The sequence below is a fragment of the Roseomonas sp. CECT 9278 genome (genome assembly GCF_918698155.1).
Classification (GTDB): Bacteria; Pseudomonadota; Alphaproteobacteria; order Acetobacterales; family Acetobacteraceae; genus Neoroseomonas.
This window is the reverse complement of sequence record NZ_CAKKLX010000016.1, coordinates 73,848-93,987: the sequence shown is the minus strand read 5'-3', so window position 1 is coordinate 93,987 and position 20,140 is coordinate 73,848. Positions and strand designations below refer to the sequence as shown.

The following is a 20,140-nucleotide window of genomic DNA, read 5'->3' as shown; positions in this document are numbered from 1 at the left end:
CGGCGGCGGAGGCCGCGGCGGGGGCCGGCGGCACGCGCGCGACGCCGGCGGCTGGCGCCGGGGCCGCGGTCGGCTTCGGTGCGGCCGGGCCCGATGCGGCGGCCGGCAGGGTCACCCCGGACGGGCGGAAGGGCGGCATGGCCAGGTCGGAATCGCGCGACACCGGCACCGTCGCCGGCGCGGCTTCGGGCTGGCCCGTCTCATCCTTGCGGCGGAAGATCGACATGTCGGTTCCCCTCGATTCCCGGCTGTTGCGTATGGCCCACCGGGGCTAGCACGCGCCTGAAGCCGGCCACAACGCCGCAGCCCGGCTTATCCCCAGGATTCGCGCAATCAACTGTTTGTGGATCGTTGCAGCAGGTGCACGGCCGCCGCGGTGCCGAGCACGGGCACCAACAGGTTGAGCAGCGGCACCAGCGCCATCGCCGCCAATACCAGGCCCAGGGCCCAGCCTGACCACCGCAGCCGGCGCCAGGCCTGCCGCGCCTGCGCGCTGTCCATGCGCAACAGCGCCGTCTGCTGCACCATGCCCGACCCCAGCGCATGGGCCGAGACCAGGATCGCCAGCACGAAGCCCACCACCGGGATGAACAGCAGCGGCAGCAGGACCAGTTGCAGGACCAGCAGCCTGAGGCCGAATCGCAGCCCGAAGGCGATCTGCGCGGCGATCGAGGCCCCCTGCGGCGGCGGCAGATGCGGGTGGTGGCGGCGCTCCACCGCGGCCGCCACCGGTTCCACCAGCTGCGAAGCGATCGCCGCCGCGACGGGCAGGAACAGCCACCAGGCCAGCACCAGCGCCGCCAGCCCGCCGCCCGCCTGCGCCAGCCAGGACAGCCAGCCTGTCCCGCCGGCCAGCCAGGCCGCGCCCTCGATGGCGCCCCAGATCAGCAGCGCGATGGACAGCGCGGCGCCGAGGACGCCCCACAGAAGGGGGCGCCGGAAGGCGGGGTCGTTGAGTTGCGACACAGCGAGGGCGACGGCGCGGATCATGCGAATACGGTACGTATCATGCGAAGCCATATCGGGCGGATCGGGCGTCAGCAGGAGGGGCCGCGCAGGTTCCCCGCGCGCGGCCGCTGTTCTAGACGGGGCGCGTGATCGACACCGACCTGCCGGTAGCCGAGGCGCTGCCCGCGCTCACCGCCGCCCTGCGCGCCGCGCCCAATGCCGTGCTGGTGGCCCCGCCCGGCGCCGGCAAGACCACGCTGGTGCCGCTGGTGCTGAAGGACGAGCCCTGGGCGCAGGGAAGCCGCATCCTGGTGCTGGAACCGCGCCGCGTCGCCGCCCGCGCCGCGGCGCGCCGCATGGCGGACCTGCTGGGCGAGGGCCAGCCCGGCGGCACCATCGGCCTGGCCACGCGACTCGACCGCCTGGTGTCCGACCGCACCCGCGTCGAAGTGGTGACCGAGGGCCTGCTGGTCCGCCGGCTGCAATCCGACCCGGGACTCGATGGCGTGGCGGCGGTGCTGTTCGACGAGGCGCATGAACGCAACCTCGACACCGACCTGGCGCTGGCGCTGTGCCTCGACCTGCAGGCGAACCTGCGGCCGGAGCTGCGGCTGCTGGCGATGTCCGCGACCCTCGATGGCGCGGCCTTCGCGCGCTTGATGGCGGCCGGGCCGATTCACGCCTCCGCGCCCTTCGGCGCTCCGGCGACCGGGCCGGCGGGCGCCCCGGTCATTGAAAGCCTCGGTCGCGCCTTTCCCGTCGAACTCCGCTACCGCGCGCGCGACCTCAAGGATGCGCGCGACCTGCCCGAGGCCATGGCGGGTGCGATCCGCGACGCGCTGCGCGACCACCCGGGCGACGTGCTGGCGTTCCTGCCCGGCTGGGGGGAGATCCGCCGGACGCTCGAACGCCTGGCCGGGCTCGATGCGCTGGTCGTGCCGCTGCATGGCGAACTGCCGCCCGCCGAGCAGGACATCGCGCTGAACCCCGCCGCCGACGGCCGCCGCAAGGTGGTGCTGGCGACCTCGATCGCCGAGACGTCGTTGACCGTGCCTGGCGTGCGGATCGTGGTGGATGGGGGGTATCGCCGGGCGCCGCGGCTGGATGCCGCCACCGGCCTGTCGCGCCTGGCCACGCTGCGGATCGGCAAGGCCGCCGCCGAACAGCGCGCCGGGCGCGCCGGGCGGCAGGCACCCGGCGTGGCGATCCGCTTGTGGACCGAGGCGCTGCACCGCGGCCTGCCGCAGTCCGACCGGCCTGAGATGCTGGAGGCGGAGCTCTCCTCCCTGGTGCTCGACTGCGCCGCCTGGGGCGCGGAGCCGACGACGCTGGCCTTCCTCGACCCGCCGCCCACCGGTGCGGTGGCCGCGGCGCGGGCACTGCTGCGCGACCTCGATGCCCTGGATGGGCAGGGGCGCATCACCGATGTCGGGCGCCGCATGGCGCGGCTCGGCACCCATCCGCGCCTCGCGCGCATGATGCTGGCGGCGGCGGATGACGGGGAACGCGCGCTGGCGGCCGACATCGCCGCGCTGCTCGAGGAACGCGACCCGATTCGGGGGCGCGACGCACCCTCCGACATCCACCTGCGCCTGGACCTGCTGCATGGGCGCGACCGCGGCGCTGCCTCCGCGCCGCATGGCGGCGACGCCGATGCCGGCGCCATCCATCGCATCCGCCGTGCCGCCGCGCTGCATCGCCGGCGGCTGCGCGTGCATGGGTCGGTCGCCGCGCAGGGCGATGCCGGCGCGCTGCTCGCGGCAGGCTTCCCGGATCGCATCGCGGCGAAGCGCGGCGCGATGGATGGCGCCTTCCGGCTGGCATCCGGGCAAGGCGCGCGCCTGCCCGCCACCGACCCGTTGGCGCGCGCGCCACTGCTGGCCGTCGCTGACCTGGAATTGCAGGGCACCGAGACCCGCATCCGCATGGCCGCGCCGATCGACCGCGCCGTGCTGGAAGCTCGTTTCCCCGAACGCCTGCGGCGCGAGGAAGGGGCCGCCTTCGATGCCCGCACCGGTGCTGTCGTGGCGCGCCGCCGCCTGATGTTCGGCCCGCTGGTGCTGGAGGAAGCGACGCTGCCGCATGCCGACCCGGCCGCCGTCGCGGCTGCGCTTGCCGATGCCGCGGCCGAACGCGGGCTGCGCGACCTGAACTGGACCGACGCCGCGCGCCAGGCGCAGGCGCGCATCGGCTGGCTGCGCCGCGTCGAGGGCGACACCTGGCCCGATGTCTCGGATGCCGCGCTGGTGGCCTCGGTGCGCGATTGGCTGGCGCCGCAGTTGCACGGGCGTACGCGGCTGGCCGAACTGCGCGGGCTGGACGCCACGGCGCTGCTGCTCGATGCCCTGCCCTGGGACCGCCGCCGCGCGCTGGACGCCGCGCTGCCCACGCGCATCGCCCTGCCGGGCGGGCGGTCCGCCGCGATCGACTATGCGCGCGACACGCCCACGCTCGAAGCCCGCGCGCAGCACCTGTTCGGCCTGGCGGCGATGCCACCGCTGGCCGGCGGGCGCGTGCCGCTGCAGGTGGCGCTGCTGTCGCCGGCCGGGCGGCCGGTGGCGGTGACCGGCGACCTGGCCGGCTTCTGGAAGGGCGGCTGGGCCGATGTGCGGCGCGACATGCGCGGCCGCTACCCGAAGCACGCCTGGCCTGAGGATCCGACAGCGCCTGGTTGAACGGGCCGGGCCGCAAGCGCAGATTGCCGGGCGTGACCCTCCGCCCGACCACGCCCGATTCGCCCGCCCTGCCGCGCCGCCTCGCGCTGCTGCTGCCGGCCGCCCTGGCAGCCTGCGCGCAGCCCGCCGCCGCACAGCGCGGCCTGCCCGACTTCGCCGACCTGGCCGAACGCGTGCTGCCGGCCGTCGTCAGCATCCAGGTGACCAGCCGCGAAGGTGCCGGCGACCAGCGCGGCGGGCCGGTCGAACGCGGCCGCCGCGGGCAATTGGTGCAGGGCGCGGGGTCGGGCTTCATCATCGAACCCTCCGGCATCGTCGTCACCAATGGGCACGTGGTCGGCAACGCCACGCGCGTGACGGTCACCACGCAGGACGGCACCGACTACGTGGCGCGGGTGATCGGCGCGGATGAACTGACCGACATCGCGCTGCTGCGGATCACGCCGCGCGCGCCGCTGGCGGCCGTCTCGCTCGGTGCATCCGGTACCATGCGGGTCGGGCAATGGGTGATGGCGGCGGGCAATCCGTTCGGCCTGGGCGGGTCGGTCACCAGCGGGATCATCTCGGCGCGCGGGCGCGACATCGGCGCCGGCCCCTTCGACGACTTCATCCAGACCGACGCGCCGATCAACCCGGGCAATTCCGGCGGGCCGCTGTTCAGCATGCAGGGCGAGGTGATCGGCATCAACACGGCCATCTACTCGCCCTCGGGCGCCTCGGCCGGCATCGGCTTCGCGGTGCCCTCCGACCTGGCGCGCCCGGTCATCGAGGCGCTGTTGCGCGGCGGGCGGGTCGATCGCGGCTGGCTCGGCGTGTCGGTCTCCGACGCCGAGGAACAGGGCCGCCGCCAGCGCGGCGCGCTGATCATGGGCGTCGAGCGCGGCAGCCCCGCCGCGCGCGCCGGCCTGCGCCAGGGCGATTTGGTGACGGCGCTGAACGGCGAGGCGGTCACCACCTCCCGCGCGCTGGTGCGCGGCGTGGCGGTGCTGCCGCCCGGGGAGACGGTGCGCCTGACGCTGCAGCGCGCCGGGCGCAACCAGGAGATCGCGGTGCAGATCGGCCGGCGCCCCGGCGAAGGGTGAAGGCCCGGCCATTCGCCTTTCACGCGCCGCGCGGTAGTCTGCGCCCGGCGCGTCCGCCCCGGGCGCGACGCAGGCCTGGAAACACGTGATGCGAATCCTGCTGGTCGAGGACGATGCCGAGGTCGCGCGCTTCGTCCGCAAGGGCCTGGCCGAGGCCGGGCACAATGTCGAGCACGCCGGCAATGGGCGCGACGGGCTGTTCCTCGCGGCGTCGGAGCCCTTCGACATCCTGGTGCTGGATCGCATGCTGCCCGGCGGCGTGGACGGGGTCCGGCTGGTCGAGACGCTGCGCGCGCAGGGCAACCGCACGCCGGTGCTGTTCCTGTCGGCGCTGAGCGCCGTCGATGAACGGGTGAAGGGGCTGAAGGCCGGCGGCGACGACTACCTGGTCAAGCCCTTCGCCTTCGCCGAACTGCTCGCGCGCGTCGAGGTGCTGGCGCGCCGCCCGACCATGGATGCGCCGGCCACACGCCTCAGGATCGCCGATCTCGAGATGGATCTGCTGGCCCGGTCCGTCACGCGCGCGGGCAAGCGCATCGAGATCCAGCCGCGCGAGTTCCGCCTGCTCGAACACCTGCTGCGCCATGCCGGCCAGGTGGTGACGCGCACCATGCTGCTCGAGAAGGTCTGGGACTACCATTTCGACCCGCAGACCAACGTGATCGACGTGCATGTCAGCCGGCTGCGGCAGAAGATCGACAAGGGCTTCGACAGGCCCCTGATCCACACCGTGCGCAACGCCGGCTACATGATCCGCGCCGAGGCGTGAGGATGCGGGGCCACCCCGCGCACGGTGCCTGAGGGCGTCGTCACCCCGCCCCCCGCCTTCCCACGCGGCGAGGCGGTCGGCCGCTGGGAGGGCATGCTGCGCTTCATGCGCAGCGCCGGCTTCCGCTTCGCGCTGCTGTTCGCGGTCATCTTCATCGGTGCCTCGGCGCTGTTCGCGCTGGTGCTGTGGTACGCCACCGCCGGCTCGCTCGACCGCCAGACCGATGCCGCGGTGCGCACCGATGCGCTGGGCCTGATCGAACGCTGGCGCGAGGGCGGCCCCGGCGCGGTGAGCGAGGCGATCGCCGACCGCCTCGCTTCCGATGTCGAGGGCACGGCAATCTACCTGCTGCTCGATGCCAATGACGCGCGCCTTGCGGGCAATCTCGACCGCTGGCCGCCCGGCCTGCCGCCCGAGGCGACCTGGACCTTCGGCACGGTGCAGCGCGAAGGCGCGCAGATCGAGGCACGGCTCTATGCGATCGAGCTCGGCGAACGCTACAGCCTGGTGGTCGGGCGCGACGTGGCGGAGAAGCAGAAGCTGCGCACGCTGCTGGCCGAGGGCATCGCCTGGGCGGCGGTCGCGGCGGCGGCCTTCGCGCTGCTGGGTGCCGCAGTGCTGCGCCGCGCCGTCGAGATGCGGCTGCGCCCGGCCGCGCTGACCGCGCAGGCGATCGCGGCGGGGGACCTGTCGCGCCGCGTGCCGATTTCCCAGCGCGCCGACGAGTTCGACCGGCTGGGCGGCAGCATGAACGACATGCTGGAACGCATCGACCGGCTGATGGCCGGCGTGCGCGGCGTGTCGGATTCCATCGCGCACGACCTGCGCACGCCGATCGCGCGCGCGCGGGCCAAGCTGGAGGAGGCGCTGGGCGAGCAGACCGACGCCGAGACGCTGCGCGCCGCGATGGAACAGGGCATCGCCGACCTCGATCACATCACCCGCGTGTTCGGCGCGCTGCTGCGCATCGCCGAGGCCGAGGCGGGCGCGCGCCGCGCCGCCTTCGCGCCGCTCGACCTGGTGCCGGTGCTGGCCGATGTCGCGGAATTCTACGGCGCGGTGGCCGAGACCGGCGGCCAGTCGATCGCGGTGGACCTGCCGGTCCGGCTCGATGTGGTGGGCGACCGCGACCTGCTGGCGCAGGCGGTGGGCAACCTGATCGACAATGCGCTGAAGTTCACGCCCTCCGGCGGCAGCGTGCGGATCAGCGCGCGCGCGCCGGCGCGCGAGCGCATCGACATCGTGGTCGAGGATACCGGCCCCGGCCTGTCGGCGACCGACCGGGCCCGCGCCGGGGAACGCTTCTTTCGCGCCGATGCGTCGCGCGGCACGCCGGGGTCGGGGCTTGGCCTGTCGCTGGTGCGCGCGGTGGCGCACCTGCATGGCGGCGACCTGTTCCTCGAGGACGCATCGCCCGGTGCGCCGGTGCGCGGCCTGCGCGCGACGATCCGCCTGGGCGTCGCATGACCGCGAGGTCATGGCGTGGCCACCGGCCGGCGAGATCGGCTTTGCGATGGTATGCGACATGCTGCGCCTGCCGATCCTCGCGCTGGTGGTCGCCGCGCCCGTGTTCGCGACGGGCGCGGAACCCGTGGCGCGCGTCACGACCGACAGCCCCGACTATTGCCGTGAACTGGCGCAGCGCCTGGCGCCGATGCCCGGCGCGCGGACCGAACCGGCGCGCAGCCTGGCGGAGGACGGGTTGCGGCTGTGCGAGAACGGGAACCCGCGATCGGGCGTGGCCCGCCTGCGCCGCGCCATCCGCGCCGCGCGACTGGAGCACTGACCCCGGCCGGCGCGCCGGTCCTGCGGGGCCGGCGACGGGCCGGCGCACGCCACCGGCGGACACCGCGCCGCGCCCCATGGGTGGCCGGTGACGCGCGCGGTGCCGAAGGTGGCGCTGGCTGGCGCCGCCGCGACCTGTTCGGGGATCGGGCTGGCCCGCTTCGCCTATGTGCCGTTGTTCCCGGCCCTGGTGGCGGCGGGCTGGGTCGATGGCGCGGGGGCGGGGCTGCTCGGCGCCGTCAACCTCACTGGCTACCTGGCGGGGGCGCTGCTGGCGCGGTCGGTGGCGCGCGCCGTGACGGTGCCGCGCGCGCTCGATGCCGGGATGGCGCTGGCGGCGCTGGCGGCGGCCTGCTGCGCCTGGAATGGCGGGCTGGCGTGGCTGGCGCTGTGGCGAGGCCTGGCAGGCGTGGCGGGCGGCGTGCTCATGGGGCTCGCGGGTCCGGCGGTGCAGGCCGTGGTGGCGCCGCAACGGCGTGGCCTGGCGGGCGGCGTAGTGCTGATGGGCGTGGCGGCCGGGATCATGCTGGGCGGGCTGATGGTGCCGGCGCTGGTCACGCAGGGCGTGGTCGCGGCATGGGCGGGCCTGTCGGGCGCGACGATCCTGCTGTGGGCGCTGGCGCGGCGGTCCTGGCCGATACCCCCCGCCATGCTGGCGCGGCGCGACCAGGCGGCGGTGCCGGCGGCGGCCGCGCTGGTGGTGGCCTATGCGCTGTCGGGCGCCGGGCTGGTGCCGCCGATGGTGTACCTGGCGGACCTGGCCGCGCGCGGGCACGGGCTGGGCGTCGCGGCCGGCGGCTGGATGTGGGTGCTGTTCGGCGCCGGCGGCCTGGCGGGCGGGCTGGGCGGCGGGGCGCTGGCGGACCGGCTGGGCGGGCGGCGCGCGATGGTGGTGGCGCTGGCGGCGCAGGTGGCGGCGCTGGGCGGCGCGCTGGTGCCGGGCGTGGCGGGGTTGGTCGCGTCCGCGGTGCTGTCCGGCGCGGCGGCGGTGGGCGTGACGTCGGTCGCGCTGGCGGCGGCGCGCGAAAGGGCGGGGGCCGAGGCCGGCGTGCTGTGGGTGCGCGTGACCGCCGGCTTCGCGGTGGCGCAGGCGGCGACGGGCTTCGCGATGGCCGCGCTGTTCGGCGCGACCGGGGAGAGCCATGCGGCGGTCTTCGCCGCGGGCCTGGCGCTGTCAGTGGCGGCGCTGGGCGTGGGGCTGGCGGACCGCGCGCCACGCTGAACCATGACGCGGCCGCCCGCTTCGGATCGTGCGCGAGCGCGAAGCGCGACCGCGCCCAGACCACCAGCGGCCCAGGGCGCAACATCCATGGCGCGAAGGCAAGGCGGGCGGATGCCCGCCGCCCGCCGTCCGAAGGACGACCAGGAACAAGCCGATTGCCGCCGGCGACCAGGGATCAGCGCAGGCGCCAGACCTCGACCGGCCCGCGTTCCTCCCAGGCCACGGCCGCGAGGTCGTAGTTCTCGGCCAGCGCTTCCTCGATCATGGCGGCGATGCGCGGGCGGACATTGGGCCACCAGCCGCGGTCGATGACGATGGCGCGCGGCGTGGTGGACAGGATGCGCGCCACTTCCTCGTTCGGGTCGATGCCGGTCACGCTCCAGAAGGGGCCTACCAGCTGCGCGGGGAAGGCGTAGCGGGTGGCGAGCCCGGCCTCGGCCAGCACGTACAGCGCGGGATGGTAGTTCACCACCCAGACCGCATCGCCGGGTTCGATCTCGCGCCGCAGCGCGTCCGCGACCTCGCGCACCGGGTCGGGACCGGTCAGGCCGATCGCGCCATAGAGCCGCGGCACGGTGGAGGACCGCCAGGCATCGACCGCGACGCCGCCGACGATCAGCGCGAAGGCCGCGACCACCAGCCCGGGACGCGCCGCGCGCGCCAGCCGCCGCGCGCCGAGCGCCGCCAGCAGCGACAGCGGCGGCAGCCAGATCAGGTAGTAGTGCTGGAAGTACATGCCCGGCATCACCACGGCGCAGGTCGCGAAGGCGAACCAGACCACGCAGAAGCGGCGCAGCAGCGCCACCGGCCCGCGCCGCACCCGCGGCCGCCACAGCGCGGGCACCAGCAGCACGAAGGCCCAGAGCAGGATCATCGCCGCGATCAGCGTGTAGCGGCCGGCATCGAGCATGCCGACGCGCGCGCCGGCATAGCGCATCGGCGCGAGGAACGACCCCACCAGGAAGGCCTCGAAATCCCCGCGCACCCAATAGGCCGCGGCGAAGGCCAGCGTCGGCGTCGCGCAGATCGCCGCATAGCCGGCCGCATAGGCCGCGACGCGCGTCCATGGCAGCAGGCCGCGCCAGAAGGCCGGGCCCACCAGCAGCAGCCAGGCGAGCGATCCCTCGAAGAAGGTGACCGGCTTGATCGCCAGGGCGAAGCCGACCATCAGCCCCATCGCGACCACCTTGACGAAGGGCGGTGGCTCGCCGTTCTCGATCGCCCGGCGCGCCGCGCGCAGGCCAAGCGCCATCGACCAGGTGGTCAGCGGCGTGAACAGCACCTCGGTATTGGTGGCGAGGCCGCCCAGCAGCGTGGCGTGGGCCAGGTACAGCAGGCCCGCCGCGAGCCCCAGCGCCGGCGGCGCCGTGGCGAAGCGCACGATCGCATAGAGGCCCCAGGCGGTCGCCCAGGTGCCCAGCAGGCCGAGCAGCCGCGGCACCCAGATGTCGTCGCCGAGCAGCCACATGATGGTGGCGAACAACGCCGGCGCGCCGACCGGGTGCATGTCCCACACGCCGACCAGCGGCCAGTTGCCCGCCAGCCATTCGCGCGCCTGGAGCATGTACAGCCCCTCGTCGGTGTCGATCACCGCGGGGGCGAAGGAGAAGGCGCGCAGCAGCAGCGCCGCGACGAACAGCACGACCGGCACCGCGGCACCGCGCACCGCGCGACGCAGCCGCGCGGGCGGCAGGGCGCGCCGCGTCGCCGCCAGCGTGGTGCCGTCCGGGCTCATGCGCGGCGCCCCGTGGCCGTGGTCACAGCGCGGGCCGCCGGTCCTTCCACGGGGCCGCGGCCTCATAGGCGGCGGCGGCGCGGTAGATCGTGGCCTCGGCGAAACCGCGGCCCACCAGTTGCAGCGCCAGCGGCAGGCCCTCGGCCTGCGACAGGCCGCACATCAGCGTCAGGGCGGGATGCCCGGTGACGTTGAAGGGCGTGCGGGCCTGGCGGGGATAGGTGATCTCGACGGCCTCGGGGTCGTCGATGCGGCAGGCGGGGTCCATGCTGCTGGCGGTCAGCAGCAGGTCGCATTCGGCGAGTGCGGCCTCGACCGCCGCGACCAGTTCGCGGCGGCGGCGCTGGGCGTTCACGTAGTCCTCGGCGCGCACGAACAGGCCGGGGGCGAGCCGCTTGCGGGTCAGGTTCGCATAGCCCTCCGGCGCCTCGCGCAGCCAGCGGCCGTGGATGGCGGCGGCCTCGCTCAGCAGGATGGCGCGGTTGACGCCGGCGAAGTCGCCCAGCGGGGGCAGCGTGACGGTCTTCACCTTGGCACCCTGCCGCGCCATCAGCCTCGCGGCGGCGTCCAGGGCGGCGGCGACCTCGGCGGTGGCCGGCTGGTCGGTCTCGTGGAAGTGGCACACGAAGCCGATGGTCAGGCCCTTGAGGCCCTTCTTCAGCGCGCGGGCGTAGTTCTCGGCCCGCACGGCGGCGCTGCCGGGGTCGGCCGGATCATGCCCGGCCATGGCATTGAGCAGCATCGCGTTGGATGCCACGTCGCGCGTCATGGGCCCGACATGGTCCAGCGTGAAGGCCAGCGGGAACACGCCGCGGCGCGAGACCAGGCCGTAGGTCGGCTTCATGCCGACGATGCCGCAATGGCTGGCGGGGTGGCGCACCGACCCGCCGGTATCGGTGCCCAGCGCCGCCGGCAGCATGCCCGCGCCGACCGACGAACCCGATCCCGACGACGACCCGCCAGGATGATGCGCCGTGTTCCACGGGTTGCGCGCCGGCGGGAAGGGCAGGTCGAAGGCCGGCCCGCCGATGGCGAATTCATGCGTCGCGAGCTTCGCCGGGAAGACCGCGCCGGCGGCGCGCAGGCGTGCCACCACCGCCGCATCCGCCTGCTTCGTGTTGTCGAGCAGATGCCGCGAATGGCAGGTGGTGGGGTGGCCCGCCAGGTCGATGATGTCCTTGAGGCCGACCGGCAGCCCGTCGATCGCCGAGCGCGGGCCGGACCGCGCGATGCGGCGGGTGGCCTTCTGCGCCTCGGCCCGTGCCTCGTCCCACAGCGGGCGGACCGTGGTGTGCAGCCGCGGCTCCAGCGCATCGAAGCGCGCGCGCAACGCATCGAGGTAGTCCACGGGCGAGAGGCGCTTGCGGCGGATGGCGGCCGAGGCCTCGGCCAGCGTCATGTCTTCCGGCGCGGTCATGCGCGGCTGCCCTTCGGCGCGGCCAGGGCGAAGGCCGGCATGGGTTCGGCGGTTTCGTCGGCGGGGCGGGGAAAGGCGGTGGCCAGGCGGCGGGCATGGGCGATGGCCTCGGCGATCTCGGCGGCGCGGCCGCGCCAGGGGTCGCCGAGCCCCGCGGCGCGGGCCAATGCTTCGTCATCGGTCATCGATGTCACGTCCTTGCCTGTCGCGATCCCGGGCATGCGGGTCCAGCAGACCCTGCCGCAAAACCGCCACGGGGGGAATTCTGCGCAGGCGACATGGCACCGGCATGGCAATCGGTGCATGGCCGCGGCGGCAGTGGAGGGAAACGGAAAAGAAGGGGGGCGGGACCGGCAAGGCCCCGCCCCCGCAAGGTTCCGCCCGGCGCGCCGGGCGGGAGCGGCGGGAGGGAGGGCCCGCGCCACGAGGAGGAAAGGGCACCGCGGCGCCCTGGGGCTGAAGATGCCCCCGGCCTGCTTGCCGAAGGGTTTCCCGCTGCGCGATTTTCCGTCGCCGCGATCCGGCGTATGGGTGGCGCCATGACGCCCTCCCCGAAGCTGCCCCTCGAAGGGCTGAAGATCGTCGAGCTCGGCCACTACATCGCCGCGCCCTTCGCGACCCGGCTGTTGGCCGACCTGGGTGCCGAGGTGATCAAGGTGGAACCGCCCGATGGCGACCCGGTGCGCGGCTGGGGCAGCAGCGTCGAGGGCCATGCCGTGTGGTTCAGCGTGCACGGGCGCAACAAGCTGTCGGTGACGCTGGACCTGAAGAAGCCGGAGGATCGCGACCGTCTGGCCGCGCTGCTGCAGCGCGCCGATGCGCTGGTCGAGAATTTCCGCGCCGGCTACCTGGAACGCATCGGGCTGGGGCCGGATGTGCTGCAGGCGGCCAATCCGCGGCTGATCATCGGGCGCATCTCGGGCTACGGGCAGGGCGGGCCGTATCGCGACAAGCCGGCCTTCGGCGCGATCGGCGAGGCGATGGGCGGCCTGCGCCACCTGACGGCGAACCCGGGCCAGACCGACTACCCCCCGCCGCGCTGCGGGGTGTCGATCAGCGACGACCTGGCGGGGATGTACTGCGCCATGGCGGTGGTGGCGGCCTGCTGGCAGGTGAAAGGCGACCCCGCCGCGCGCGGCCGCGTGGTGGATGTGGACCTGGTCAGCAGCGTGTTCTCGCTGATGGAGGGCATGCTGCCGGAATACGGGCTGTTCGGCTGGGTGCGGCAGCCGCAGGGGGCGGCGATCAAGACCGCGGCGCCGACCAACACCTATCCCTGCGCGGATGGGAAGTGGCTGTGCATCGCCGGCAATTCCGACCTGATCTTCAAGCGGCTGATGGATGCGATCGGCCGGTCGGAGATGGCGGAGGATCCGCGCTTTGCCAATAATGCCGGGCGCTGCGCGAATGTGGGCGAGCTGGATGAAGCGATCGCCGACTGGACGCGGCAGCGCGATGCCGCGACGGCCGAGGCGGTGCTGGAAGCGGCCGAGGTACCGTGCTCGCGCCTGTTCGACATGGCGGATTGCGCGACGGACCCGCATTTCCGGGACCGGTCCTGGGTGATGGAGGTGGCCGATCCGCTGATCGGCCAGGTGCTGCACCCGGCGGCACCCTTCCGCTTCGACGGCGTGGCGCCACGCGCGATGGTGCGCTGGACCGGCCCGGCGGCGGGCGCGCATAACGACCTGGTGTTCGGCGCGGTGGCGCGCGGGGAGAGCGCGCCGCTGCGGCCGTGAGGGTCAGTCCGCCGCCTGTGCCCGCCGCGCGCGGGTATGGCGGTTCTCCGGCACGCGCAGGCCCAGGTTCTCCCGCAGCGTTGTGCCTTCATAGGCGGTGCGGAAGATGCCGCGGCGCTGGAGTTCGGGGATGACCAGCTCGGAGAATTCCTCGAAGGGCTTCGGGTAGTAGTTGCAGATCACGTTGAAGCCGTCGGCGGCGTCCTTCTCCAGCCATTCCTGGAGTTCGTCGGCGATGTGGTCGGGCGTGCCGACCAGCACGCGATGGCCCTGCGCGGCGGAGACGGAGCGCGCGGTCTGGATCAGCGACAGGTTGCCCTTGCGCGCCATGTCCATGATGAGCTTCTGGCGCGACTTGGCGGAATTCGCTTCCGGCAGGTCGGGCATCGGCCCGTGCAGTGGGTAGGAGAAGATGTCGACGCCGCGCGTGAAGCGCGCCAGCGCGGCGAGCGCCACGTCATCGGGCAGCAGGGCTTGCAGCTGGTCGTACTTCTCCCGCGCTTCCTCCATCGTGCGGCCGATCACGGGCGTGATGCCGGGCATGATCTTGATGTCGTCCGGCGAGCGCCCGTACTTCGCCGTGCGGCCCTTCACATCGGCGAAGAAGTCGCGCGCCGCATCCAGTTCGGTCTGCGCGGTGAACACCACGTCGGCGGTGCGGGCCGCCAGTTCGCGCCCGGGTTCGGACGACCCCGCCTGCGCCACGACCGGCCGCCCCTGCGGCGTGCGCGACACATTCAGCGGCCCGCGCACATGGAAATGCTGCCCGTGGTGGTCGAGGAAATGCATCTTGTCGCGGTCGAACCAGACGCCGCTGTCCTTGTCGCGCAGGAAGGCGTCGGCCTCCCAGGAATCCCACAACCCTGCGACCACTTCATAGAATTCGATGGCGCGTTCGTAGCGCGCGGCGTGGTCGACATGGGTGTCGAGGTTGAAGTTGCCGGCCTCGTCCTCGATCTGCGACGTCACCAAATTCCAGCCGCAGCGGCCCTTGCTGATATGGTCGATGGTCGCGAAGCGGCGGGCGATGTTGTAGGGCTCGTTGAAGGTGGTGGTGGCGGTCGCGACCAGGCCGATATGCGTCGTGCCCATCGCCAGCGCGGCCAAGCAGGCGGTGGGTTCCAGCTTGACGATGCGCGACAGGCGCGTGCGCGTCAGGTCGCCGGCCTTCAGCGCATCCGACCCGCCGACCGCCACCGTGTCCTGGAAGAAGATGGTGTCGTACAGGTGGCGCTCGGCCGTCTGCGCGAGGCGCATGTACCAGCCGAAATCCATGTCGGATTCCACCGCCGCATCCGGGTGGCGCCAGCCTGCCAGGTGGTTGCCCGGCACGCTGAGGAAGGCGCCGAGCTTGAGCTGCTTCTTGGCCATTGTCGTGTCCTTCAGCGTGCGACGCGGATGCCGGTCGCCATGGTGTACTGGTCCCCGCGCGGTATCAGCGTGAGGTTGCGCGCGGTGCCCCAGCCCGAACGCACGAAGAAGGCGGGCACGATCGCCGCTTCCTCCATGACGCGGCGCACCGCCTGCCGGGTCAATGCCTCGCGCTGCGCATCATCCATCGCGCCTTCGATCTGCCCCAGCAGGCCATCCAGCACCGTATCCGAATAGCGCCCGCGATTGGCCGGGCCGTGGCTCAGCGCCGGGTTGTAGGTGCGCAGGATGTTGTTCATGCCTTCGCTCGCCGCGCCGGTGGTCGAGGCGAACATCGACATCGACACCGAGAATTCCGGCCCGCCCGCGGCCGGCGCGCGATTGGCGCGCCGGAAGAAGATGCTGGACGGGATCGCCTCCACCTCCGTGCGGATGCCGATCGCCGTCAGCATCTGGCCGACCGCCTGGCAGGTGCGGCTGTCGCCGGCGAAGCGGTCCGACGTGCAGTGGATGGTCAGGCCGAAGCCGTTCGGATAGCCGGCCTCGGCCAGCAGCGCGCGGGCGCGGGCGGGATCGAAGGCCGGGATGGCCAGGCCCGGCACATGGCCCATGAAGCCCTGCGGGGCGATCTGGCCGGCGGCTTCCGCGCCGCCTTCCATGGCGCGTTCGGCCAGTGCGGCGCGGTTGATGGCGTGGGACAGCGCCAGGCGCACGCGGCGATCCTGCAGCGGATTGCGATCAAGCGGCTGGCCGTCGATGCCGGCGACGAAGGGCGAACGCTCCCGCCCGCTGTCGATGTACATGTACAGGTTGAAGGCGGAGGTCGCGGTGTGCAGGCGGGACCGCTGGTCCGACCGCACGCGCCCATACAGCGCGGGCGGCACCGCATCCACCACATCGACATCGCCCGCCAGCAGCGCGGAGACACGCGCGCTGTCGTTCGGGATGAAGCGGAACACCACGCGCTGCCAGGGTTCGGGCTCGCGCCAATGGCGCGGCGCGCGTTCCAGCGTGACGTCGCTGCCCGGCGTGAAGCGCACCCAGCGATAGGGCCCGGTACCGACCGCCGCGCGGCCGCCGTTGAAGTCCTCCTCGGTCGCGGTCGCGCCCACCGCGGCGGCGGAGACGATCATGATGGTGGTCAGGTTCACATGCAGCAGCGGTGCGGGCCCGCGCGTGCGGATGCGCACGGTGCGCGCATCCACCTCCTCGACGGCGGCGAAGCTGCGCAGCTGCGGGCTGTAGGTCCGCAAGCCCCGCGCATCCGCGGCACGGCGCAGCGAGAAGGCGATATCCGCGGCGGTCAGCGGCGTGCCGTCGTGGAAGGTCACGCCCTCGCGCAGGCGGAATTCCCAGGTGGTGTCGTCGATCACGCGCCAGGATTCCGCAAGACCCGGCAGCGGTTGCAGGTACTGGTCCTGGTTCACCAGTGATTCGTACACATGCATCTGCACGTTGCGATTCGGGCTGTAGGATTGATGCGGATCGGACCCGTCCACCGCCGCCTTCATCCCGATGCGCAGCGTCTGCGCGGAAGCCGGTGCGGCGCAGGCCACCAGCAGCGCCAGCAGCAGGCGCTTCACTGCGCCGCACTCCCGATCGCCTGCGCCACCGCCGCGCGCCGGCGCGCCACGGCAGGGTGTTCCGGCCAGTCCAGTCCGAGATTCGCGCGCAAGGTCGTGCCCTCGTAGGCGGTGCGATACAGGCCGCGCCGCTGCATCTCCGGGATCACCTGGTCCACCACGTCGTCCAGCCCGCCAGGCAGCCAGGGCGGTAGCAGGTTGAAGCCGTCCGCGGCGTCGTTGTGGAACCATTCCTCCATGGCGTCGACGATGTCGGCCGGCGTGCCGACCACGGTGCGATGCCCGTTGCCGCCGGCGATCGACAGGTACAGCTGGCGGATCGACAGGTTCCCCCGCCGCGCCATATCGATGAAGATCTGGCCGCGGCTGTGGTCGCGTGCGCCGGCCGGCGGTTCGGGCACCGGGCCATCCAGGTCGTGGTCCGACAGGTCACCGAGATAATTCGCGAGCGCGCCGAGGCCCACCACCGGCTGCACCAGCTCCTGCAACACCTGGTAGCTGTCCTGCGCTTCCTGCCGCGTGCGGCCCGGCACGGCCATGATGCCGGGCATGATCTTGAGCTGGTCGGCATGCCGGCCGTACTTCGCCATGCGCGCCTTCACATCCGTGTAGTAGGCGCGTCCATCCTCCAGCGTCTGTGCCGCGGCATAGACCACGTCGGCGGTGGCGGCGGCGAGCTCGCGCCCCTCCTCCGACGCACCGGCCTGCACGATGATGGGCCGCCCCTGCGGCGTGCGCTGCACGTTGAGCGGGCCGGCGACGCGGAAGTGCTTCCCGTCGTGGTTCAGCGGATGGACCTTGTCGGGGTGGTAGTTGAGGCCGCTCGCCTGGTCGCGCACGAAGGCGTCGTCCTCCCACGAATCCCAAAGCCCCTTCACGACCTCGACGAATTCCGCCGCGCGGTCGTAGCGGCCGGTCTTGGGCGGCGCGCCCACCAGGCCGAAATTCCGAGCCTCCATGTCGGTCGCGCTGGTCACCACGTTCCAGCCCGCGCGCCCGGCGCTGATGTGGTCCAGCGAGGCGAATTTCCGCGCGATGTGATAGGGCTCGTTGTAGGTGGTGGACGCTGTCGCGACCAGGCCGACGCGGTTCGTCACCATCGCCAGCGCGCTCAGCAACGTCAGCGGTTCGAACTGCACGTTCTTGCAGGTATGCGACAACGCGCCCTCCGGCACGTCGTTGAAGCGGATGCCGACGCCATCGGCCAGGAAGGCCATGTCGAGCAGCCCGCGCTCGGCCGCCTGCGTGACGCGCATCGCGTGCTGCAATTCCATGTTGCCACCCGCCGAGGCCCGCGGATGCCGCCAGGCCGCCAGGTGGTAGCCCATGCCGATCATCGAGACGCCGAGGCGGATCTTGCGCGGGGATGCCATGCCGGATGCTCCGTCGCGACCGGCGCGCCGCGTCGTGGCCGCGCAGGTTCGCGATGCAATCCAACACCCGCCGCACGGGGGTGTCCATCCGGTGGCAGGCCGGCCGGCACGGCACGCTGGCCGGCGAACGCCGCGATCGGCGCAACGGCGGGCGCGGCCTGCCCGCGAAAGACGCAAACGCGCGGCCCCGATCGCAGGGATCAAGGCCGCGTCATGGATCACATCACCTTCGGTGCGCTCTCCATCCAGCGCCAGTACAGGTCGCGCGCCTGCGTGGTGAAGCGCCCGATCTGCATGTCGCGCCCGTTATAGCGCGTGCAGGGCTGCACCTTGGCGTAGTTGCCGGTCGAGAAGATCTCGTCCGCCGCTTCGAGCTCGGCGGGCTTCACGGCGCGTTCGTGGACGCTGACGCCGGCATCCTGGAACAGGCGCATGATGCGCTGGCGCGTGATGCCGTTCAGGAAGGTGTGGTTGATCGCCGGCGTGATGACCTGGCCGTCCTTGGCATACCACAGGTTCGCGCTGGCGAATTCCGCGACATGGCCGAGCGCGTCGCACATCACCGCATTGTCCGCGCCCTGCGTCGCCGCGTAGTGCGAAGCCCGCGCGCCGTTCGGATAGAGGCACGACGCCTTGGCATCGGTTGGCGCCATGTCGGGCGCGGCGCGGCGGAACGGCGCCATCACGGCCGAGAAGCCGGCCCATTGCGGGATCGGGCTGTCGTAGATCGACAGGATGAAGTCGGTGCTGTCCGGGTCCGGCCGCGCCGCGCCCAGCCCCTTGCGGATGAAGAACATCGGGCGGACATACAGTTCCGCATCGGGGCCCATGCGGCGGATGCCCTCGCGGCACAGCGCCTCGATCTCCTCCGGGGTCTTGGTCGGCTTCATCAGCATGGCGCGCGCCGAGGCCACGCAGCGCGCCGCATGGCGGTCGAGGTCCGGCGCCCAGCCCTTGATGGCGCGCGCGCCGTCGAAGATCACCGAGCCCAGCCAGAAGGCGTGGTCCATCGGGCCGATCACCTTCGGCTCCTCGGTGGACCAGGTGCCATCGTAGTAGAAGACGCCGGCCATGGTGTTTCCCTCTCCGTCCGCGTGCTGCGATGGTGTGCCATGGCGGGCGGGGACGGTGAAGCCCCGCGGGCGGGAGAGGTTCGATGGCCGATCACATGGATGCGCTGGAAACCCGCGACGCCGGCACGCGCGCGCAGGCGCTGGCGGCGGTGCTGCCCAGGGTGGTGGAAGCCGCCATGCGTGCGCCGGCGCAGGCCGCGCGGCTGGCGGGTATCGATCCGGCGGCGGTGACGGATCGCGCGGCGCTGGCGCGGCTGCCGGTGCTGCGGAAGGCCGATCTGCCGGCCGCGCAGAAGGCCGACCCGCCCTTCGGCGGCTTCGTCGCCGATCCGCCGGGATCCTTCGCGCGGCTGTTCACCTCGCCGGGGCCGATCTTCGAGGGCGAGCGCCCCGGCAACGACCCTTGGCACATGGCGCGCGCCTTCTTCGCCGCGGGGTTCCGGGCGGGCGACGTGGCGCTGAACACCTTCTCCTATCACCTGACGCCCGGCGGCTGGATCATGGATGGCGGGCTGCGCGCGCTGGGTTGCGCGGTGATCCCGTCCGGGCCGGGGAATACCGAGGCGCAGCTCGACCTCATCACGGCCTTCCGCCCGGCGGGGTATGTCGGCACGCCGGATTTCCTGAAGATTTTGCTCGATGCCGCGGGGGCGCGCGACGTGTCGTGCGTGAAGCGCGCGCTGGTGTCGGGCGCGGCCTTCCCGCCATCCTTGCAGGCCGAGATCGCCGCGCGCGGGATCGAGGCCTTCCAGATGTACGGCACGGCGGATCTCGGCTGCGTCGCCTACGAGACCGCGGCGCGCGAGGGCTTGGTGGTGGCCGAGGAAGTGCTGGTCGAGATCGTCCGCCCCGGCACCGGTGAGCCGGTGGCGGATGGCGAGGTGGGCGAGGTGGTGGTGACCGTGCTCGACCCCGCGCATCCGGTGCTGCGCCTGGCGCTGGGAGACCTGTCGGCGGTGCTGCCTGGCGTGTCGCCGTGTGGGCGCACCAACACGCGCATCGTGGGCTGGCGTGGGCGCGCCGACCAGACGGCGAAGGTGAAGGGCATGTTCGTGCGGCCGGAGCAGGTTGCCGAGATCGCCGCGCGGCATCCGGGCGTGGGGCGGCTGCGCCTGGTGGTGACGCGCGTGGCGGAGCAGGATGTGATGACGCTGCGCGCCGAGGCACCCGCCGCGATGGCCGAGGCGCTGGCCGCATCGCTGACGGCCGTGACCCGCCTGCGCGGCCTGGTGGAAGTCGTGCCGCCGGGCAGCCTGCCCAATGACGGCAAGGCCATCGCCGACGAACGCCCGCTCAACTGATCGCGGTCCAGGGGGCCGCCGCCCCCCTGGCGGGAGAGCGCGAGAGGGCGGCGCCCTCTCGCATTTG

At 73.1% G+C, this 20,140-nt stretch carries 17 protein-coding genes; 8 read left to right on the top strand and 9 right to left on the bottom strand.

Annotated elements, in window-relative coordinates:
• A partial coding sequence (locus LQ222_RS12835) for a hypothetical protein (protein WP_230166859.1) occupies nt 1-226 on the bottom strand: 226 nt, incomplete at its 3' end.
• A 107-nt stretch (nt 227-333) separates the two neighbouring features.
• Nucleotides 334-990 carry an EI24 domain-containing protein gene (locus LQ222_RS12830; RefSeq protein ID WP_230166857.1) on the bottom strand — a complete coding sequence of 219 codons (657 nt, stop codon included), beginning with the start codon at nt 988-990 and terminating at the stop codon, nt 334-336.
• A gap of 104 nt (nt 991-1,094) precedes the next feature.
• Here LQ222_RS12830 and hrpB point away from each other — a divergent pair, with 104 nt between their 5' ends.
• From hrpB to LQ222_RS12800, 6 genes are all read left to right on the top strand, one after another.
• A complete protein-coding gene (gene hrpB / locus LQ222_RS12825) occupies nt 1,095-3,623 on the top strand; it encodes an ATP-dependent helicase HrpB (RefSeq protein WP_374202164.1) in 2,529 nt (842 codons plus the stop codon).
• 32 nt (nt 3,624-3,655) lie between these two features.
• The gene (locus LQ222_RS12820; RefSeq protein WP_230166856.1) at nt 3,656-4,705 is read left to right on the top strand and encodes a S1C family serine protease; all 1,050 of its coding nucleotides are present in this window, start codon (nt 3,656-3,658) and stop codon (nt 4,703-4,705) included.
• Between the two features lie 88 nt (nt 4,706-4,793).
• The gene (locus LQ222_RS12815; RefSeq protein ID WP_230166854.1) at nt 4,794-5,474 is read left to right on the top strand and encodes a response regulator transcription factor; all 681 of its coding nucleotides are present in this window, start codon (nt 4,794-4,796) and stop codon (nt 5,472-5,474) included.
• A 24-nt stretch (nt 5,475-5,498) separates the two neighbouring features.
• Entirely contained in the window at nt 5,499-6,941 is a 1,443-nt protein-coding gene (locus LQ222_RS12810) for a HAMP domain-containing sensor histidine kinase (protein ID WP_230166853.1), read from the top strand.
• A 10-nt stretch (nt 6,942-6,951) separates the two neighbouring features.
• The gene (locus tag LQ222_RS12805; protein ID WP_230166851.1) at nt 6,952-7,260 is read left to right on the top strand and encodes a hypothetical protein; all 309 of its coding nucleotides are present in this window, start codon (nt 6,952-6,954) and stop codon (nt 7,258-7,260) included.
• An 87-nt stretch (nt 7,261-7,347) separates the two neighbouring features.
• Nucleotides 7,348-8,481: a YbfB/YjiJ family MFS transporter gene (locus tag LQ222_RS12800; RefSeq protein WP_230166849.1), complete on the top strand. Its 1,134-nt coding sequence runs from the start codon at nt 7,348-7,350 to the stop codon at nt 8,479-8,481.
• 175 nt (nt 8,482-8,656) lie between these two features.
• On the opposite strand, the gene LQ222_RS12795 is transcribed toward LQ222_RS12800, so the two are convergent.
• The 3 genes from LQ222_RS12795 to LQ222_RS12785 are packed head-to-tail and all read right to left on the bottom strand — an operon-like array spanning nt 8,657 to nt 11,818.
• A complete protein-coding gene (locus LQ222_RS12795) occupies nt 8,657-10,216 on the bottom strand; it encodes a hypothetical protein (protein WP_230166847.1) in 1,560 nt (519 codons plus the stop codon).
• Nucleotides 10,217-10,238: 22 nt separating this feature from the next.
• Nucleotides 10,239-11,633 carry an amidase gene (locus LQ222_RS12790; RefSeq protein WP_230166846.1) on the bottom strand — a complete coding sequence of 465 codons (1,395 nt, stop codon included), beginning with the start codon at nt 11,631-11,633 and terminating at the stop codon, nt 10,239-10,241.
• Complete coding sequence (locus LQ222_RS12785; RefSeq protein ID WP_230166845.1) at nt 11,630-11,818, bottom strand: hypothetical protein; 189 nt, start codon at nt 11,816-11,818, stop codon at nt 11,630-11,632. The genes LQ222_RS12790 and LQ222_RS12785 overlap by 4 nt, the downstream gene beginning before the upstream one ends.
• 354 nt (nt 11,819-12,172) lie before the next feature.
• Between LQ222_RS12785 and LQ222_RS12780 the strand changes: the two genes are divergently transcribed.
• Nucleotides 12,173-13,372 carry a CaiB/BaiF CoA-transferase family protein gene (locus tag LQ222_RS12780; RefSeq protein ID WP_230166844.1) on the top strand — a complete coding sequence of 400 codons (1,200 nt, stop codon included), beginning with the start codon at nt 12,173-12,175 and terminating at the stop codon, nt 13,370-13,372.
• A 3-nt stretch (nt 13,373-13,375) separates the two neighbouring features.
• Here the strand turns inward: LQ222_RS12780 and LQ222_RS12775 are convergent, their stop codons facing one another.
• The 4 genes from LQ222_RS12775 to LQ222_RS12760 all read right to left on the bottom strand — a co-directional run bounded on the left by LQ222_RS12775 (nt 13,376) and on the right by LQ222_RS12760 (nt 18,772).
• A complete protein-coding gene (locus tag LQ222_RS12775) occupies nt 13,376-14,743 on the bottom strand; it encodes an LLM class flavin-dependent oxidoreductase (RefSeq protein WP_230166843.1) in 1,368 nt (455 codons plus the stop codon).
• Between the two features lie 11 nt (nt 14,744-14,754).
• Nucleotides 14,755-16,326, bottom strand: coding sequence for an ABC transporter substrate-binding protein (locus tag LQ222_RS12770; protein ID WP_230166842.1), 1,572 nt, complete (start codon nt 16,324-16,326; stop codon nt 14,755-14,757).
• Nucleotides 16,323-17,699: an LLM class flavin-dependent oxidoreductase gene (locus tag LQ222_RS12765; protein WP_230166841.1), complete on the bottom strand. Its 1,377-nt coding sequence runs from the start codon at nt 17,697-17,699 to the stop codon at nt 16,323-16,325. The genes LQ222_RS12770 and LQ222_RS12765 overlap by 4 nt, the downstream gene beginning before the upstream one ends.
• Before the next feature lie 218 nt (nt 17,700-17,917).
• Entirely contained in the window at nt 17,918-18,772 is an 855-nt protein-coding gene (locus LQ222_RS12760) for a branched-chain amino acid aminotransferase (RefSeq protein WP_230166840.1), read from the bottom strand.
• A gap of 83 nt (nt 18,773-18,855) precedes the next feature.
• On the opposite strand from LQ222_RS12760, the gene LQ222_RS12755 reads away from it, so the two are divergent.
• Nucleotides 18,856-20,073: a phenylacetate--CoA ligase family protein gene (locus tag LQ222_RS12755; protein WP_230166839.1), complete on the top strand. Its 1,218-nt coding sequence runs from the start codon at nt 18,856-18,858 to the stop codon at nt 20,071-20,073.
• The last annotated feature ends 67 nt before the right edge of the window (nt 20,074-20,140 follow it).

Bases quoted from the DNA above. Each gene is read 5' to 3' on its own strand.
- LQ222_RS12830 (WP_230166857.1), bottom strand. From the start codon at position 990: ATGATCCGCGCCGTCGCCCTCGCTGTGTCGCAACTCAACGACCCCGCC.
- LQ222_RS12815 (WP_230166854.1), top strand. From the start codon at position 4,794: ATGCGAATCCTGCTGGTCGAGGACGATGCCGAGGTCGCGCGCTTCGTC.
- LQ222_RS12805 (WP_230166851.1), top strand. From the start codon at position 6,952: ATGGCGTGGCCACCGGCCGGCGAGATCGGCTTTGCGATGGTATGCGAC.
- LQ222_RS12795 (WP_230166847.1), bottom strand. From the start codon at position 10,216: ATGAGCCCGGACGGCACCACGCTGGCGGCGACGCGGCGCGCCCTGCCG.
- LQ222_RS12790 (WP_230166846.1), bottom strand. From the start codon at position 11,633: ATGACCGCGCCGGAAGACATGACGCTGGCCGAGGCCTCGGCCGCCATC.
- LQ222_RS12785 (WP_230166845.1), bottom strand. From the start codon at position 11,818: ATGACCGATGACGAAGCATTGGCCCGCGCCGCGGGGCTCGGCGACCCC.
- LQ222_RS12780 (WP_230166844.1), top strand. From the start codon at position 12,173: ATGACGCCCTCCCCGAAGCTGCCCCTCGAAGGGCTGAAGATCGTCGAG.
- LQ222_RS12775 (WP_230166843.1), bottom strand. From the start codon at position 14,743: ATGGCCAAGAAGCAGCTCAAGCTCGGCGCCTTCCTCAGCGTGCCGGGC.
- LQ222_RS12765 (WP_230166841.1), bottom strand. From the start codon at position 17,699: ATGGCATCCCCGCGCAAGATCCGCCTCGGCGTCTCGATGATCGGCATG.
- LQ222_RS12760 (WP_230166840.1), bottom strand. From the start codon at position 18,772: ATGGCCGGCGTCTTCTACTACGATGGCACCTGGTCCACCGAGGAGCCG.
- LQ222_RS12755 (WP_230166839.1), top strand. From the start codon at position 18,856: ATGGCCGATCACATGGATGCGCTGGAAACCCGCGACGCCGGCACGCGC.